The sequence below is a fragment of the Sphingopyxis sp. NJF-3 genome (assembly GCF_053514865.1).
The window spans coordinates 519,917-535,098 of the sequence record NZ_CM130726.1 but is presented as its reverse complement, the minus strand read 5'-3'; the positions used below and the strand labels follow the sequence as shown (position 1 = coordinate 535,098).

General features: G+C 66.8%; 12 protein-coding genes. 4 read left to right on the top strand and 8 right to left on the bottom strand.

Going from position 1 to position 15,182, the window contains the following annotated elements; all coding sequences use genetic code 11:
• Positions 1–12 precede the first annotated feature (12 nt).
• A complete protein-coding gene (locus ACOTSS_RS02410; protein ID WP_448689954.1) occupies positions 13–513 on the top strand; it encodes an OmpA family protein in 501 nt (166 codons plus the stop codon).
• 25 nt (positions 514–538) lie between these two features.
• On the opposite strand, the gene ACOTSS_RS02405 is transcribed toward ACOTSS_RS02410, so the two are convergent.
• Entirely contained in the window at positions 539–1,318 is a 780-nt protein-coding gene (locus ACOTSS_RS02405) for a DUF2059 domain-containing protein (protein WP_448689953.1), read from the bottom strand.
• Between the two features lie 127 nt (positions 1,319–1,445).
• Between ACOTSS_RS02405 and galU the strand changes: the two genes are divergently transcribed.
• Complete coding sequence (gene galU / locus ACOTSS_RS02400; RefSeq protein ID WP_448689952.1) at positions 1,446–2,309, top strand: UTP--glucose-1-phosphate uridylyltransferase GalU; 864 nt, start codon at positions 1,446–1,448, stop codon at positions 2,307–2,309.
• Between the two features lie 42 nt (positions 2,310–2,351).
• Here the strand turns inward: galU and aqpZ are convergent, their stop codons facing one another.
• Complete coding sequence (aqpZ, locus tag ACOTSS_RS02395; RefSeq protein WP_448689951.1) at positions 2,352–3,077, bottom strand: aquaporin Z; 726 nt, start codon at positions 3,075–3,077, stop codon at positions 2,352–2,354.
• 156 nt (positions 3,078–3,233) lie between these two features.
• Here aqpZ and ACOTSS_RS02390 point away from each other — a divergent pair, with 156 nt between their 5' ends.
• Positions 3,234–3,542: a hypothetical protein gene (locus ACOTSS_RS02390; protein ID WP_448689950.1), complete on the top strand. Its 309-nt coding sequence runs from the start codon at positions 3,234–3,236 to the stop codon at positions 3,540–3,542.
• 118 nt (positions 3,543–3,660) lie between these two features.
• On the opposite strand, the gene pepN is transcribed toward ACOTSS_RS02390, so the two are convergent.
• Positions 3,661–6,255, bottom strand: coding sequence for an aminopeptidase N (gene pepN / locus ACOTSS_RS02385; RefSeq protein ID WP_448689949.1), 2,595 nt, complete (start codon positions 6,253–6,255; stop codon positions 3,661–3,663).
• A 166-nt stretch (positions 6,256–6,421) separates the two neighbouring features.
• Between pepN and ACOTSS_RS02380 the strand changes: the two genes are divergently transcribed.
• Positions 6,422–7,213 (top strand): SDR family NAD(P)-dependent oxidoreductase, encoded by a 792-nt coding sequence (locus ACOTSS_RS02380; RefSeq protein WP_448689948.1) that lies wholly within the window; start codon positions 6,422–6,424, stop codon positions 7,211–7,213.
• An 89-nt stretch (positions 7,214–7,302) separates the two neighbouring features.
• On the opposite strand, the gene ACOTSS_RS02375 is transcribed toward ACOTSS_RS02380, so the two are convergent.
• The 5 genes from ACOTSS_RS02375 to ACOTSS_RS02355 all read right to left on the bottom strand — a co-directional run bounded on the left by ACOTSS_RS02375 (position 7,303) and on the right by ACOTSS_RS02355 (position 14,435).
• Entirely contained in the window at positions 7,303–8,553 is a 1,251-nt protein-coding gene (locus ACOTSS_RS02375; protein ID WP_448689947.1) for a DUF445 domain-containing protein, read from the bottom strand.
• Positions 8,554–8,645: 92 nt separating this feature from the next.
• Positions 8,646–12,251, bottom strand: a complete 3,606-nt coding sequence (locus ACOTSS_RS02370; RefSeq protein WP_448689946.1) for an efflux RND transporter permease subunit — start codon at positions 12,249–12,251, stop codon at positions 8,646–8,648.
• 41 nt (positions 12,252–12,292) lie between these two features.
• Positions 12,293–13,468 carry an efflux RND transporter periplasmic adaptor subunit gene (locus tag ACOTSS_RS02365; protein ID WP_448689945.1) on the bottom strand — a complete coding sequence of 392 codons (1,176 nt, stop codon included), beginning with the start codon at positions 13,466–13,468 and terminating at the stop codon, positions 12,293–12,295.
• Between the two features lie 317 nt (positions 13,469–13,785).
• Positions 13,786–14,055, bottom strand: a complete 270-nt coding sequence (locus tag ACOTSS_RS02360; protein WP_448689944.1) for a GlsB/YeaQ/YmgE family stress response membrane protein — start codon at positions 14,053–14,055, stop codon at positions 13,786–13,788.
• A gap of 116 nt (positions 14,056–14,171) precedes the next feature.
• Complete coding sequence (locus ACOTSS_RS02355) at positions 14,172–14,435, bottom strand: GlsB/YeaQ/YmgE family stress response membrane protein (protein ID WP_448689943.1); 264 nt, start codon at positions 14,433–14,435, stop codon at positions 14,172–14,174.
• Positions 14,436–15,182: the final 747 nt, after the last annotated feature.

Here is a 15,182-nt window from a genome sequence, read left to right as displayed (position 1 = left end):
CAAGGACATGCCGTGACCCACCGCCTCCAGTCGATCCGCCTTCTTTTCCTGACCGCCGTGGCCGCGCTGCTCGCGGCCTGCCAGAGCGTGCCACCACCGCCGACCGGCTTCAGCCCGGCGCAAATCGCGGTGCTGCAATCCGAGGGATTCATCGAGACCGACACGGGCTGGGAACTGACGCTCAACGAACGGCTGCTTTTTCCGAGCGACGAAAGCCGCCTGCAGCCGGGTCAGGAGGAGCGCATCGCGACCCTCGCGCGCCATCTGCTTTCGGTCGGTATCACCACCGCGCGCGTCGAGGGGCACAGCGATTCGACGGGCACCAGCGCTTATAATCTGAAACTGTCGCAGGCCCGCGCCGAGGCGGTCGCCGCGCCGATGCAGGCAAGCGGCATGCGCTTCACCCCCGACCAGGTCGTCGGCCGCGGCGAGGCGGATCCCCTGTCGAACAACGCGACCGCCGAAGGGCGGCAGGACAATCGCCGTGTCGTCGTGATCGTGACCCCGGCCTGAGCGCCGCAGCGGCGCGACGAGCCGCCTATTTGGCGGCGCGCTTGCGGTCTTCGGCCGCCATGAAGGCAAGCAGCGCCTCGGGAACTTCCTTTTCCATCCGCGCCATCGCTTCGGCGGACAGTTCGCGGTTCGCCCATTGCCGGTCGATCTCGGTGCGCTGCGGCGACAGGCGCGCCAATTTGCGGCCGGTCGAGGTTAGGCCGAACCGGATCACCGCCGCCCTGTGAGAGGCCGAAAGCCGGCCGAGCCCCGCCATCGCGGCGTCCTGCTTGTCCTTGGTGATCGCATTCTCGCTGATCGTGAAATCGGCCCCCGGGGTCGAAATCTGATCGACGACCTCCTTGGTCATCGAGCTGTAATCAGCGGCGCCCGACACCGACGAGACGAGCGCCTGGCCGGCGGGCGAACGCCAGAAGGCCAGCAGTTCGCCAAGTTCCGCCTGCGTGAAATTCGACGCAAAGAAGCCGGCCGTGGCTTCGTTGTAGGCCGGCATCATTCGCGCGAGCTCTTCGGCCATGATCGGCCGGATCGCCTCCACGAACGCGCGGTCGGCGCCGGGATATTCCTGGCTCAGCGCCGAGAGCGACGGATCGGTGGCGAAGGCCTGCCGCGCCATGTTGCCGAGCAGGGCGTCGAGCTGTTCCTCGACCAGGCTCGTCGCATTGACGAGCTGCGCAAGCTCGCGCGCCGCGGGCATCCGCGCATCGGCGGGCGCCGGCGCCACCTGGGCGTATAGCGGCGCTCCCGCTATGCCCGAACCGGCGAACGCCGTGGCGGCAAGAAAGGCAAAGATCGGTCCGCGCATATATCCCCCTGTCCGCCGATCCCCCCGAGGACCCGCACCCATCCTGCCTTGCGCAGAACGGACGCGCGCGCAATCGGCTTTTTGGGCTTCTTCCCTTGGCGGACGTTCGCGGCTAAGCCGCTGGCCCATGAGACCGATCCGCAAAGCCGTCTTTCCCGTTGCCGGCCTCGGCACGCGCTTCCTGCCCGCGACCAAGGCGATCCCCAAGGAGATGCTGCCGGTGGTCGACCGGCCGCTGATCCAATATGCGGTCGACGAGGCGCGCGAGGCGGGGATCGAGCAGATGATCTTCGTCACCGGACGCGGCAAGAGCGCGATCGAGGATCATTTCGACATCGCGTTCGAGCTCGAGAAGACGATGTCGGAGCGCGGCAAGGACCTGTCGGTGCTCGAACCGACGCGGCTCGGCCCCGGCAACTGCGCCTATGTCCGCCAGCAGGAGCCCCTCGGGCTCGGCCACGCCATCTGGTGCGCGCGCGACATCGTCGGCGACGAGCCCTTCGCCATCTTCCTTCCCGACGAGTTCATGCACGGCAGACCCGGCTGCATGAAGCAGATGGTCGACGCCTATGCCCGCGTCGGCGGCAATCTGATCTCGGTGCTCGAAGTGCCCCACGAGCAGCTATCCTCCTATGGCGTGATCGCCCCCGGAAAGGCCGACGGCGCGCTCACCGAGGTCACCGGGCTCGTCGAAAAGCCGAAGGTCGAGGCGGCGCCGTCGAACCTGATCATCTCGGGCCGCTATATCCTGCAGCCCGAGGTGATGCGCGTGCTCGCCGCGCAGGAAAAGGGGGCGGGCGGCGAAATCCAGCTGACCGACGCGATGGCGGCGATGATCGGGACGCAGCCCTTCCATGCGGTGACCTTCACCGGCGCGCGCTACGACTGCGGGTCCAAGGCCGGCTATATCCAGGCCAATCTCGCCATCGCGCTCGAACGTCCCGACATGGCCGACGACGTCCGCGCCTTCGCGGTCGACCTGCTCAAATGATAATGGCGCCAGCCGGGACGAACCCGGCCGGCGCCATCCCCCTTATTCGCCTTCGATATTGGGTTTCGGGAAGCTGTCGGCGCCGACCGTGCGATAGAGCCAGCCGCCGACCGCGCCGCCGATCAGTGGGGCGACCCAGAAGAGCCAGAGCTGGTGGAGCGCCAAGCCGCCCACGACCAGCGCCGGACCGGTGCTGCGCGCCGGGTTGACCGAAGTATTGGTCACCGGAATCGCGATCAGGTGGATCAGCGTCAGCGCAAGGCCGATCGCGAGCGGGGCGAAGCCCGCCGGCGCGCGGCCGTCGGTCGACCCCATGATGATCCACAGGAAGAAGGCGGTGAGCACGATCTCGATGATCAGGCCCGACCAGAGGTCGTAGCCGCCGGGCGACCCTTCGCCGAAGCCGTTGGCGGCGAGGCCGTTGGTCGCGAGATCATAGCCTGGATTGCCGCTCGCGATATAGAAGAGCAGGAAGGCCGCGATGATCGCGCCGAGCACCTGCGCCACGACATAGAGCGGAATGTCGCGCGCGTCGAAACGCCCGCCCGCCCAGAGCCCGACGGTGACCGCGGGGTTGAGGTGGCATCCCGAAATATGGCCGATCGCATAGGCCATGGTGACGACCGTCAGGCCGAAGGCGAGCGCGACGCCGAGGAAGCCGATGCCGAGATCGGGAAAGCCGGCCGCCAGTACCGCGCTGCCGCAGCCGCCGAAGACAAGCCAGAAGGTGCCGATAAATTCGGCCAAGCCCTTTTGCATGTTGTTCATATGACCCTCTCCTCCCGCCGGACGGTCACGTGCGCCGCCGGCGCGGGCGTCACTCTAACATGTTGAGAGATCACGGCAAGCAAGTCATGGCCGGTTCACATGAAGCGCGCTACAAGAGCGCGGGACCATCCGCATGGATTGCCGAAAGGATATGTCATGGGCGCAAGGCCTCTCCTGCTCGCTACCGCCTGCCTGGCGCTCACCGGATGCGTCAGCACGGTCAAATCGGTCGTCACCGCGCCGGTCAAGGCGGTGGGCAAGGTCGCCGACTGGTCGACCACCAGCCAGGAAGAATCCGACCGCAACCGCGGCCGCGCGATGCGCGAGCGCGAGGCTAAGCTGGGCAAGCTGTCGCGCCAACGCGACAAGGCGACCGAGAAATGCCGCGCCGGCAACGAAGCGCAATGCCAGCGCGCCGAGGTTCTCGATCACGAGATCGAGGCGGTGATGGCGGAACCGATCTGAAGGGGCGGCCGCGCCGTCGCGTATCGGCCGTTAGTGGACGTTCTTCTCCCCTCCCGCGGGCGGGAGGGGACATCAGATCAACCTTCAAACGACAGCTCCCCGCCCCAAAGCCGCCTACCTACCCCGCCAGGCTCTTCGAGGCCTGCTCGGTCACGTCGCGCGAGAGGCCGGGCTGCGCCAATATCCGCGCGAGCTCGGCCTTCATCATCGCGGCGCGCGCGTCGTCGAAGCGCTTCCAGCGTCCGAGCGGCGGAATCATGCGCGCGGCGGTCTGCGGATTCTTTGGATCGAGCGCAATGACGAGGTCGGCGAGCAGGCGATATCCCGCACCGTCGGTCTGATGGAACGCCGCCTGATTGCCCGCGAAGGCGCCATAGAGCGCACGCACGCGATTGGGGTTGGCAAGCGTGAAATCGCCATGCCGCGCCAGCTCGGCGACCGCCGCCACCGTATCGGCACGCTGCGACCAGGCCTGTACCTGGAACCATTTGTCGAGGACGAGCGGATTGTCGCGGTAGCGCTGATAGAAGATGTCGAGCGCATGCGCGCGCTCGTCGCTGTCGCCGTGCGCCAGCGTCGCGAGCGCCGCCTGCCGCTCGGTCATCCCATCGGCGTTCGAGAAGATCGCGAAGGCAAGGCCGGGCACATCGCCCTTCCCGCTCGCCGCGAGATAGGCGAGCGCGACGCCGCGCAGACGGCGGCGCCCCTTGGCGGCGGGGGTGAGGTCGGTCGCGGGCGGCGCGGCCTGCGCCAGAATTGCCCGCCATTCGCGCTCGAGCCCCGCGCCGATCGCCGCCTGCAGCGCGAGCCGCTCGCGGCGGATCGCGTCGGGGTCGACGGTCACCATCTGGTCGCCGATGAAGGCTTCGCTCGGCAGCAGCACCGCCTCGGCGACGAAGGCCGGGTCGTCGACCGCGCCGGTCAGCGTCTGCGCCACCGCGCCGATCACCGCCTCGCGGCCCTTCGCCTCGCCCGACACGGCCGCGACCAATGTATCGAGCATCAGCTGCTGGAGCGCCTCGTAGCGCGCGAAGGGATCGTCGTCGTGCGCCGCGAGCCACGCGAGCTCACCCGGCGCGCGCTCGAAATCGACGATGACCGGCGCCGAAAAGCCGCGGTTGACCGACAGCGCCGGCCGCGCGGCGAAGCGGCCGAGCGGGATGCGCTGCACCGCGCCGGTCAGCGTCGCCAGCGTGTCGGGCAGCGCCGCCCCGCTGCCGCCCATCGCGAAGGCGGCGAGGCGCAGCGGCATCATCATCGGCGCCTTGTCGCCCTGCCCCGGGGTCGGCGGCACCGCCTGCGTCACGTCGAGGAACCACTCCTCGCCCTCCTGCGCCAGCGCGAGGTGCAGCTTCGGCGTCCCCGCCTGCTCGTACCAGCGGCGGAACTGGGCGAGGTCGATGCCGCCGCCCTCCTCCATCGCGCGGACGAAATCCTCGCAGGTCGCGGCCTCGCCGTCGTGGCGCTCGAAATAGAGATCGGTGCCCGCCCGAAACCGCTCCGGCCCCAGCAAGGTCGCCATCATGCGGATCACCTCGGCGCCCTTGTTATAGACGGTCGCGGTGTAGAAGTTCGAAATCTCCTGATAGCTGTCGGGCCGGATCGGGTGCGCGAGCGGCCCCGCATCCTCGGGGAATTGCGCGGCGCGGAGCAGGCGGACGTCCTCGATCCGCTTGACCGGCGGCGACCCCATGGCGGCCGAGAAGCTCTGGTCGCGATAGACGGTGAAGCCCTCTTTCAGGCTGAGCTGGAACCAGTCGCGGCAGGTGACGCGGTTGCCCGACCAATTGTGGAAATATTCGTGCGCGACGACGCCCTCGACCCCGTCGTAATCGGCGTCGGTCGCGGTGTCGGGGTCGGCGAGAATATAGCGGGTGTTGAAGATATTCAGCCCCTTGTTCTCCATCGCCCCCATGTTGAAATCGCTGACCGCGACGATGTTGAACAGGTCGAGGTCATATTCGCGGCCATAGACATCCTCGTCCCACTTCATGCTGTGCTTCAGCGCCGTCATCGCATGATGGGTGCGGTCGAGGTCGCCCGCGCGCACCCAGATGCCGAGTTCGACCTGGCGCCCCGATAGCGTCGTGAAGCTGTCGCGGTTGACGACGAGGTCGCCCGCGACGAGCGCGAAGAGATAGGAAGGCTTGGGCCACGGATCCTCCCACAGCGCCCAGTGCGTGCCGTCCGCACCCTCGCCGGTCCGGGTCCGGTTGCCGTTCGACAGCAGGATCGGGAAGGCCGCCTTGTCGCCCGCCATCCGTACCTTGTAGCGGCTCAGCACGTCGGGCCGGTCGGGATGGAAGGTAATGCGGCGGAATCCCTCGGCCTCGCACTGGGTGCACAGCATGTCGTTCGAGGCGTAGAGGCCCGACAGCTGGGTGTTGGCCGCCGGATCGATGACGGTGTCGACCTCGACCGTGGCCGCGGCGCGGTCACCGAGGTCGACGATCAGGTCGCCGCCGTCCATGCGCCAGTCGTTCCACACCGCCCCGTCGACGCGCACCTCGGCGGCGGTCAGCCCGTCGCCGCGCAGCAGCAGCGGCGCGGGCGCCGCGGCCCCGCGCACGACCGAGAGCGCCGCGGTGACGCGCGTCTCCGCGATCCCCAGCGCGAAATCGAGCGCGATGTCGGGAATCTGCCATTCGGGCGGGCGATAGTCGCCGCGGTGGATGGTGGCGGGGATGGCGGGAGAGGAAGAAGCGTCGGTCATGCCGGATATCGGGTCCTCACTATCCGTTCGCCCTGAGCTTGTCGAAGGGCCGTCCTTCTCTTCCCCTGAAGACAAAGAACGGTGCTTCGACAAGCTCAGCACGAACGGGAAAAATGGTCACTTATTATCCTAGGCTTGCGGCGCCCTCCGCGCAATAAGGCGGCCGATGAGCCATATGCTGATTTTCGGAATGGGCTATGCGGCGAGCCGGCTCGCCGACCGCCTGCTCGCGCGCGGGTGGGCGGTGACGGGGACGACGCGCGACGGCCGCGGCGGCACGCTCGCCTTCGACGATGCGCCGTCGGTGATCACCGCCCTGCGCGGCGCGACGCATATCCTGTCGTCGGTGCCGCCCGCCGAGGGTGCCGATCCCGTGCTCACCCGCTATGGCGAGGCGATCGCGATCGCGCCTGCCCGCTGGGTCGGCTACCTCTCCTCTACCGGCGTCTACGGCGATGCACGCGGCGCGTGGGTCGACGAAAGCGCGCCCATCAAGGGCCGCCGTCCCGACCGCAATGCCGCCGACGCGGCCTGGGCCATGCTGCGCGGCGACGCAAGCGTCTTTCGCCTCCCCGGCATCTACGGCCCCGGCCGCTCGATCCTCGACCGCATCGGCGAAGGGCGCGCGCACCGCATCGACCTGCCGGAACAGGTTTTCAGCCGTATCCATGTCGACGACATCGCGGGCGGCGTCATCGCCTCCTTTGCGGGCCCATCGGGCGTCTACAATCTCGCCGACGACGAACCCTGCCATCAGAATCGCCTCGTCGAATGGGGTTGCGCGATGCTCGGCGCGCCGCTGCCGCCGCTGCAATCGCTCGACGAAGCCGGCCTGTCGCCCGCCGCGCGCGCCTTCTATGCCGAAAACCGCCGCGTCGCGAACGGCAAGGCGAAGCGGCTGCTGGGCTGGACACCGCGCTATCCGAGCTTTCGCGAGGGGCTGGCCAGCCTCATCTAAATCCGTCATTGCGAGCGTAGCGAAGCAATCCAGAGTTGCGCAAACCCGCTCTGGATTGCTTCGCTACGCTCGCAATGACGAAGAAATAGTCAAATCAAAACATCCACCGCGTGGATCAGCACCCCGACCAGCCCGCCGACCAGCGTGCCGTTGATGCGGATATATTGCAGGTCGTCGCCGACCGCATTCTCCAGCCGGTCGGTGATCGTCTTCGCGTCCCAGCCACGGATCGTGTCCGAGACGAGGCGGAGCGCGGTCTCGCCATAGCTGTCGACCGCGCCGACCACCGCGCGCCGCGCATAGCGGTTGAGCGTGCGCTTGATCGCCTCATCCTCGCCCAGCATCGTGCCGAACTGGGTGACGAGTTCGCCGATCCGGCCCGCGAGCATCGTTTCGGGGTCGCGCGCCGCCTTGAGCAGCGCGCTGCGCCCCTGTTCCCAAAGGCCATCGAGCCAGCGCTTGACCGCGGCATTGTCGAGCAGCTCGTCGCGGACCTTCGCGACCTTCGCCTGAACCTCGGGGTCTTCCTGAAGGTCGAGCGCCATCTTGGCGAGCCCCTCCTCGACGCGCAGGCGGATCGGATGGTCGGGCTCGGCCGCCATGTCGGTGAGCAGCTTGCCGAGCCCCGCGACGATGCGGTTGGCGATGCTTTCGTCGAGCCCGGTGAAGCGCACGATCGCGTTCGAATTGTCGTGCACCATCTGGTGGATCAGATGCGCGTTGAGGTCGAGCGTCTTCGACCCCCATTTGACCATCGCGTCGAGCAGGGGCTGGTGCCGCCCCTCGGCGAGCGCCGCCTGCAGCGCCTGGCCGAGCAGCGGCGCGATGTCGAGTTCGCGCAGGCGGTCGGCGATCGCCGATTTGACCATGCCGCCCAGCCGCTTCTGGTCGAGCGCGCCGAGCGCGTCGGCGATGATCCGCGATGCCCCCAGCTTCAGCCGCCCGCCGCCCGCCGCGGGCTGCGACAGGAAATGGCCGACCGCGCCCGCGACGTCGACCGTCTGCATCTTGCGCGCGATCAGCCGCGGCAGCAGGAAATTGTTGAGCAGGAAGCGCGCGAGCGTATCGCCGATGCGGTTCTTGTTGCGCGGCACGATGGCGGTGTGCGGGATCGGCAACCCCATCGGATGGCGGAACAGCGCGGTGACCGCGAACCAGTCGGCGAGCCCGCCGACCATCGCCGCCTCGGCGAAGGCACGCACGAAACCGACGGCGGGGTGCGCATCCTGAAAATATTTGGCGGTCACGAAGATGAACGCCATGACGATGAGCATGCCGGTCGCGACGACGCGGATGTTGAGCCCACCCGTCGGAACGGCAACGCCCACCCCCCGGTCCATATGGGGGGGGTGGGCGCGTCCGGGATCGGCAGGCGGAGAAACGCGGTCCGTCATGCCCTGTCAAATGGCGCCGCGGCGCAAAGGTTGCAACCTCACTCCGCCGGGTGCGGAACCGGGTCGGCGTGCGGCCTGGTGTCGTCGCCCGGCCGATAGGTCAGCAGGTTGCGCGAGAAGAAGCGGCCGAGCCGTTTCTCGATGCTGTCGGCAAGGCTGAAGCCTGCGGGAACGATCAGCAGCGTGAGCAGGGTCGACAGGATCAGCCCGCCGATCACCACCACCCCCATCGGCGCGCGCCACGCCCCGTCGCCCGACAGCGACAGTGCGGTCGGCACCATGCCCGCGACCATCGCCACGGTGGTCATCACGATCGGCTGCGCGCGCTTGCGCCCCGCATCCTTCAGCGCTTCGGCCTTGTCGATGCCCTTGTCCATTTCCTCGATCGCGAAATCGACGAGCAGGATCGAGTTCTTCGCGACGATGCCGAGCAGCATCAACAGCCCGATGAACACCGGCATCGAGATTTCCATGCCTGTGATCAGCAGGCCGAGCAGGCCGCCAAGCGGAGCAAGCAGCAGCGACGACATATTGACCAGCGGCGACAGGAAACGGCGATAGAGCAGGACCAGCGTCGAAAAGACGAGCATCAGCCCCGCGATGAGCGCGATGAAGAAATTCTGCATCATCTCGGCCTGCCACTTGGCGTCGCCCTGGATCACCTTGCGGATGCCCTGCGGCATATTCTTGACCGCGGGCAGCGCATCGATCTTTTCCTGCGCATTGCCCGTCACCAGCCCCGGCGCGAGGTCGGCGCCGATCACGATGCGCCGCGTCTGGTTGTAGCGGCGAAGCTCGGTCGGCCCCGCGCCGAAGCCGATCTCGGCGACCGATTTCAGCGGCACCGTCGATCCGCTCGCGGTGGGTACCGGCAGATTTTCCAGCGTCGCGAGGCTGCGTCGCGAATCTTCGGAGAGCAGCACCCGGATCGGAATCTGGCGATCGGACAGCGAGAATTTCGCCGCATTCTGGTCGATGTCGCCCAGCGTCGCGATGCGGATCGTCTGGCTGAGCGCCGCGGTCGTGACGCCGAGGTCGGCGGCAAGGTCGAGCCGCGGCTTGATGATGATCTCGGGCCGCGGAATATCGCCCTCGATACGCGGCGACCGGATTTCCTTCAGCCCCTTCATCTCGTCGACGATCTTGAGCGCATGCTTTTCGAGCGCGACGGGATCGTCTCCGCCGAGGACGAAGGTGATGTCGCGGCCCGAAAAGCCGCCCGACTGGCTCTGGAAGGTCACCCGCGCGTCGGGAATCGCCGCAAGCTTGGGCTGCAGGCTGCGCTCCCATTCGACGCTGGTGACCTCGCGGTGTTTCTTGAGCGTCAGGAAGGCATTTCCGCCGCCGACATTGACGTCGTAGAAGGCGGTGTCGACCACCGGGCTGTTGTCGAGGATCGCCCCGATCTGCCGCGCGATCGTCTCGCTCTGCTCGAGCGTCGACCCCGGCGGCAGTTCATATTTGACCTGGCTGTAGTCGCTGTTGGTCGTCGGCTGGAACTGCTTCGGGATGACCGCGAACAAGATGAGGCTCATCACAAAGGCAAGGACGCCGATGCCGACGATCCACACGCGGTGGTCGAACAGGCGTGCATAAACGCGCTGGGCCATGTAATGAGCCCAAAGGGCGACACGCCATTCGTGCATCCCGAACAACCTGCCCGCCAACCAGGCCAACACTCCAAACAGAATGGCGCTCAATACAACTCCCGCAAAAATGGTCGCGGCTGTTGCGATCGGCGCGAGTATCCCGACCAGCCAGAGGATAGCGAAAAGCAGGGCGAAGACGCCCGCGACCCACGAGTAGACCTTCACTACCGTCCGCAGCGCTGCGCGATTGATCCACACCACCAGCGCTCCGAATGATATCATGGCCAAATTGCCCAGCAAGAAGGCCATGATCGCGGTGATTGGAGTCAGCAGCAGGAAGTACATCGCCGGGTTGGGCGCATCCTGTCCGGCAGGGACGGGCTGGAAATATCGCACAACCAACGCCAGCACCGCCAAGCCCGCCAAGACCAAGCCCGGCGATAAGAAACTTGGCCGCGTCGGCACGGCCTCATAGCGTGCCCGCACCGCCCTGTGCTTCTCGCTGTTCAGCGTCCAGCCGAGCAGGCGCTCGTAACGGTCGACCCACGGGCCCGACGCATGGTCCTGCTCGCCCTGCGCCGACAGGAAATAGGCGGCGATCATCGGGGTGATCATGCGCGCCACCGCCAGGCTGACCAGAACCGCGAAGACGACGGTCATACCGAACTGGATGAAGAACTGCCCCGACACGCCGGGCATCAATGCGACGGGCAGGAACACCGCGACGATCGAGCTCGTCGTCGCGACCACCGCAAGGCCGATTTCATCCGCTGCGTCGATCGCCGCCTGATAGGCTGTCTTGCCCATCCGCATATGCCGGACGATATTCTCGATCTCGACGATCGCGTCGTCGACGAGCACCCCGGCGACAAGGCTCAGCGCGAGCAGCGACAGGCCGTTCAGCGAAAAGCCCATCAGTTCCATGAACCAGAAGGTCGGGATCGCCGAAAGCGGGATCGCCATCGCGCTGATCAGGGTCGCGCGCCAGTCGCGCAGGAACAGGAAGACGACGACGACCGCGAGCACTGCACCCTCGATCATCGCGGCCATCGAACTGCGATACTGCTCCTTGGTATATTCGGTGCGCGTGAAGAGGATCTTGAAGTCGACCTTGGGGTTGTTCTTCTTGATCTCCGCGAGTTTCTTCATCGTCTCATCGTGGACGGTGACGTCGGAGGCCCCCTTCGCCTTCTCGATCGAGAAGCTGAGCACCTGCCGACCGCCGAGCTTGGCGAGGTTGCGCTGTTCGGCATAGCCGTCGCTGACCTTCGCGACGTCGGTCAGCCGGATGGTCCGGCCATTGCCGATCGCGATGCGTGTCTGGCCCAGGTCGAAGGCGCTCGCGGCGTTGCCGAGCACGCGCACCGCCTGTTCGGACCCCGCGATCTCGGCGCGCCCACCCGCCGCGTTCAGGTTCACCTGCCGCAATTGCTGGTTCACCTGGCTCGCGGTCAGACCATAGCTTTGCATCCGCGCCGGATCGAGGATGACGCGGATTTCGCGGTCGACGCCGCCCGAGCGGCTGACCTTCGCCATGCCGGGGATCGACAGCAATTCCTTCGCCACCGTATTGTCGACGAACCAGCTGAGCTGTTCGAGCGTCATGTCGGCCGCCTCGACCGAGAAATAGGTGATCGGACCGCCCGCGATGTCGACGCGCATGATCTGCGGCTCGAGAATGCCGTCGGGCAATTCGCTGCGGATCTGCGAAACCGCCTGATTGACGTCGTTATAGGCGCGGTCGATCGGTGTGCCGATCGCGAATTGGACAAAGGTGCTGCTGTTGCCTTCGCCGACATAGGAGGACATTTCGTCGACACCGCTGACCCCGCGCACCGCCGCCTCGACGCGCTGGGTGACCTGGGTTTCGAGCTCGGTCGGCGCCGCGCCGGGCTGCACCACGATGACCTGCACCGCCGGGAATTCGACGTCGGGATTGTCGTTGACGTCCATCCGGTTGAAGCTGATCAGCCCGGCGAGCAACAACAGCACGAACAGGACGATCGGCGGCACCGGATTGCGGATGCACCAGGCGGAGATGTTGCGAAAACTCATGATTCAAGCGCCCTGTATGCGATCACGCGCGGTGCGACCGGTTATTGCGACGATTTCTGGACGACGGGCTTCACCTTGTCGCCGGGGTTGAGGAAGGCGCCCGCGAGCACGACCACCCGCTCGTTGCCGGTCAGCCCCGACGCGATCGACACGCCGCCGTCGGTGACGGTGCCGACCTTCACCGCGCGGCGCTGGACCTGATTGTTCTTGTCGACGATCAGGACGAAATTGCCTTCAGGACCGCTCTGCACCGCGCTTTCGGGCAGCAGCGGCGCCTGCTCGGCGCCGGAGACGAGGCGCGCGTCGGCGAAGCCGCCAGGGCGCAGCGCCGCGCTGTAGGGTAGCGCGATGCGAACCGTCCCCTGCCGCGTATCGGGGTTGATGATCGGCGATTCCTGCCAGATCTGCCCTTCGATCTGCAGGTCGGTGCCGACCGGCGTCACTGTCGCGCGCGTGCCGACCGACACGCGCTGCAGATCGGCCTCGGCGAGCTGGGCGAGCATTTCCATCTCGCCCCCCTTCGCCATGCGGAACAGCACGCCGCTGCCCGCGCCGACGATCTGACCGGGCTCGACCTGGCGCGTCAGCACGAGGCCCGCCGCGGGCGCGACGATGTTGAGCCGGCCGTTGCGCGCGACGGCTTCGCGATATTGCGCCTGCGCGACGCCGACGCGTGCCCGCGCCGCATCGCGGGTCGCGCGCTTGCGGTCCATGTCGGCCTTGGAAATGAAACCGCGCGACACGAGCGCCTCGGCGCGCTTGAGCTCGGCCTCGGCGAGGTCGGCGTCGGCCTGCGCGACGCGGATCGACGCCGCGAGGCTCGCGGCCTGCTGCGCCTGGACCGAGCGGTCGATCACCGCCAGCGTCTGGCCCGCGCCGACCCATTGGCCGGGTTCGACGAGCACGCTCACCACCTGGCCGCCTTCGCCCGCGACGCCGACCGGCATTTCGCGGCGCGCGGCGATCGTGCCGTTGGCTGCAATCGCCGACTGCACCGACTGCATCCCCGGCACCATGACCGTGACCGTCGGCGCGGCGGCAGCGCCCGCGGCACCGTCCGCGGCCGCGTCGCCGCCGCCCTTGCTCGCCGAAAAGGCGTACCAGGCGAGCGCCAGCACCAGCGCGATGAGCACCAGCGCGATGATCAGGCGCGTGCGCTTGCGGCGGTTGTCCGCCTCTTCGTAAAAGCCATGCGTCGAGCCCGCCAAGCTGTCCATCGAATCCACTTTCCGCTCGTAGTTCACGCCGAATTCCCCTCTGCGGTCCACAAAGGCCGGGCTCGCGATAGCGTGCGACCCGTCGCTCAGCCCCCACGGCCGGACCCAGATAATTTCGAAGGTGTATTATCGAATTAAATCACCGCTGGCAAGCGGGAAACTGGAATCCGACCACGCCCCCGGAGGGCGGGGCTCATAGGCGCTTCGCACAGCGAATTCCAGTGGTGGGCGCGCATGAAAAAGGGCGGCCGACGCCTTGTCGACCGCCCCTTTTTCCGGTTCGGCTCCCCGAAGGGAGCCGCGTCACGGTCGCCGGCTCAGCGCACGCTGCCGCGGCGCACCAGATTGACGATGGCGAGCAGGATCACCGCGCCGATGAACGCCGTCAGCAGCGTCATCGGGTCGAAGGCGTCGCCGCGCAGATGGCCACCGCCCAGAAAGCGGCCGAACAGGAAGCGGCCGAGGATCGACCCCAAGCAACCGACGACGATATTGAGGAAAATACCTTGCTGTGCATCGGTGCGCATGACGATGCTCGCCAGCCAGCCGATGATACCGCCCATGATGATTGCGATAATCCAAGTCATAAGATGACCCCCTTACGATCTTCGTTGCCGCCCGCCGTGGCAGGCGCCGTGATGGTAACGCAAATTTTTCAATTCTCCTAATGGAATGGCAGCGGCATGGCGCCGCTGCCGATCCATCAGCGCACGCTGCCGCGACGCACCAGATTGATGATCGCAAGCAGCACGATCGCGCCGATGAAGGCCCACAGCAGGCCGACAGGACTGAAGGTGCTGAGCGACGCGCCGCTGCCGAACATGCCGCCGAGGATATTGCCCAGAAAGGCGCCGACGACGCCGACGACGACGTTGAGGAAAATGCCCTGCTGCGCGTCGGTGCGCATGACGATGCTCGCCAGCCAGCCGATGATGCCGCCGACGATGAGCGTGATGATGATACCCATATATTTGCTCCCATAATGGACCGGGGCGATGGGCCGCACGAGGGCGTTTTCGTCAGCGCCTTGTCGTGTCCGAACATCGCTTTGCCGATGTCAGCACAATGCCAGCGCGGCGCAAAAGGTTCCCGGCCGGACCCGAACGACCCGGCCGGGAAAGTGGGATCAGTTCCTGATCGGGAACTGTTCCGGGTCGCAGTCGGAGGGATAGGATGCACGCGGCGGCGGCGATGTGACGGGGGTCACACCGCGTGATTTTTCTCCATGCTTTTCGGATGGCCGCTTTGGGGTGGGGAGCGGACATTCAAATCCTCCCCACTTGTGGGGAGGTGGCAGCCCCGCAGGGGCTGACGGAGGGGGTTCGCGTCCTCACGCCACGCCGCTTCAGGCCTCCCGCCCCTCCACCGCCTTCGGCGGTCCCCCTCCCCGTGCCGGGGAGGATCTTATGGCCGCTACCGGTCGCTTTTAGACCTACGTCATCCCGGACTTGATCCGGGATCCACTCCTCCAGCGCTGCGCGAATGGATCCCGGATCAAGTCCGGGATGACGATTAAAATAATGTCAGCTTCCGGCCGTTTCGCGCCATTTCACTTTGCCGCCCACGCGAAATGGGGGCCGGCATCGCTGCCAACCCCCACTATCCGGTCCTGCCTCCAGCCGCTCGCTCCGGTTCATCCCGGTCCGCTTCTCTTGCGATCAGCGGCCCGCAAAACGATCCGTCGCCGCGCGCACGGAACCAATCCGGCGGCGGT

Bases quoted from the DNA above. Each gene is read 5' to 3' on its own strand.
- ACOTSS_RS02355 (WP_448689943.1), bottom strand. From the start codon at position 14,435: ATGGGTATCATCATCACGCTCATCGTCGGCGGCATCATCGGCTGGCTG.
- pepN (WP_448689949.1), bottom strand. From the start codon at position 6,255: ATGACCGACGCTTCTTCCTCTCCCGCCATCCCCGCCACCATCCACCGC.
- ACOTSS_RS02390 (WP_448689950.1), top strand. From the start codon at position 3,234: ATGGGCGCAAGGCCTCTCCTGCTCGCTACCGCCTGCCTGGCGCTCACC.
- ACOTSS_RS02365 (WP_448689945.1), bottom strand. From the start codon at position 13,468: ATGGACAGCTTGGCGGGCTCGACGCATGGCTTTTACGAAGAGGCGGAC.
- ACOTSS_RS02360 (WP_448689944.1), bottom strand. From the start codon at position 14,055: ATGACTTGGATTATCGCAATCATCATGGGCGGTATCATCGGCTGGCTG.
- ACOTSS_RS02380 (WP_448689948.1), top strand. From the start codon at position 6,422: ATGAGCCATATGCTGATTTTCGGAATGGGCTATGCGGCGAGCCGGCTC.
- aqpZ (WP_448689951.1), bottom strand. From the start codon at position 3,077: ATGAACAACATGCAAAAGGGCTTGGCCGAATTTATCGGCACCTTCTGG.
- ACOTSS_RS02370 (WP_448689946.1), bottom strand. From the start codon at position 12,251: ATGAGTTTTCGCAACATCTCCGCCTGGTGCATCCGCAATCCGGTGCCG.
- galU (WP_448689952.1), top strand. From the start codon at position 1,446: ATGAGACCGATCCGCAAAGCCGTCTTTCCCGTTGCCGGCCTCGGCACG.
- ACOTSS_RS02405 (WP_448689953.1), bottom strand. From the start codon at position 1,318: ATGCGCGGACCGATCTTTGCCTTTCTTGCCGCCACGGCGTTCGCCGGT.
- ACOTSS_RS02375 (WP_448689947.1), bottom strand. From the start codon at position 8,553: ATGGACCGGGGGGTGGGCGTTGCCGTTCCGACGGGTGGGCTCAACATC.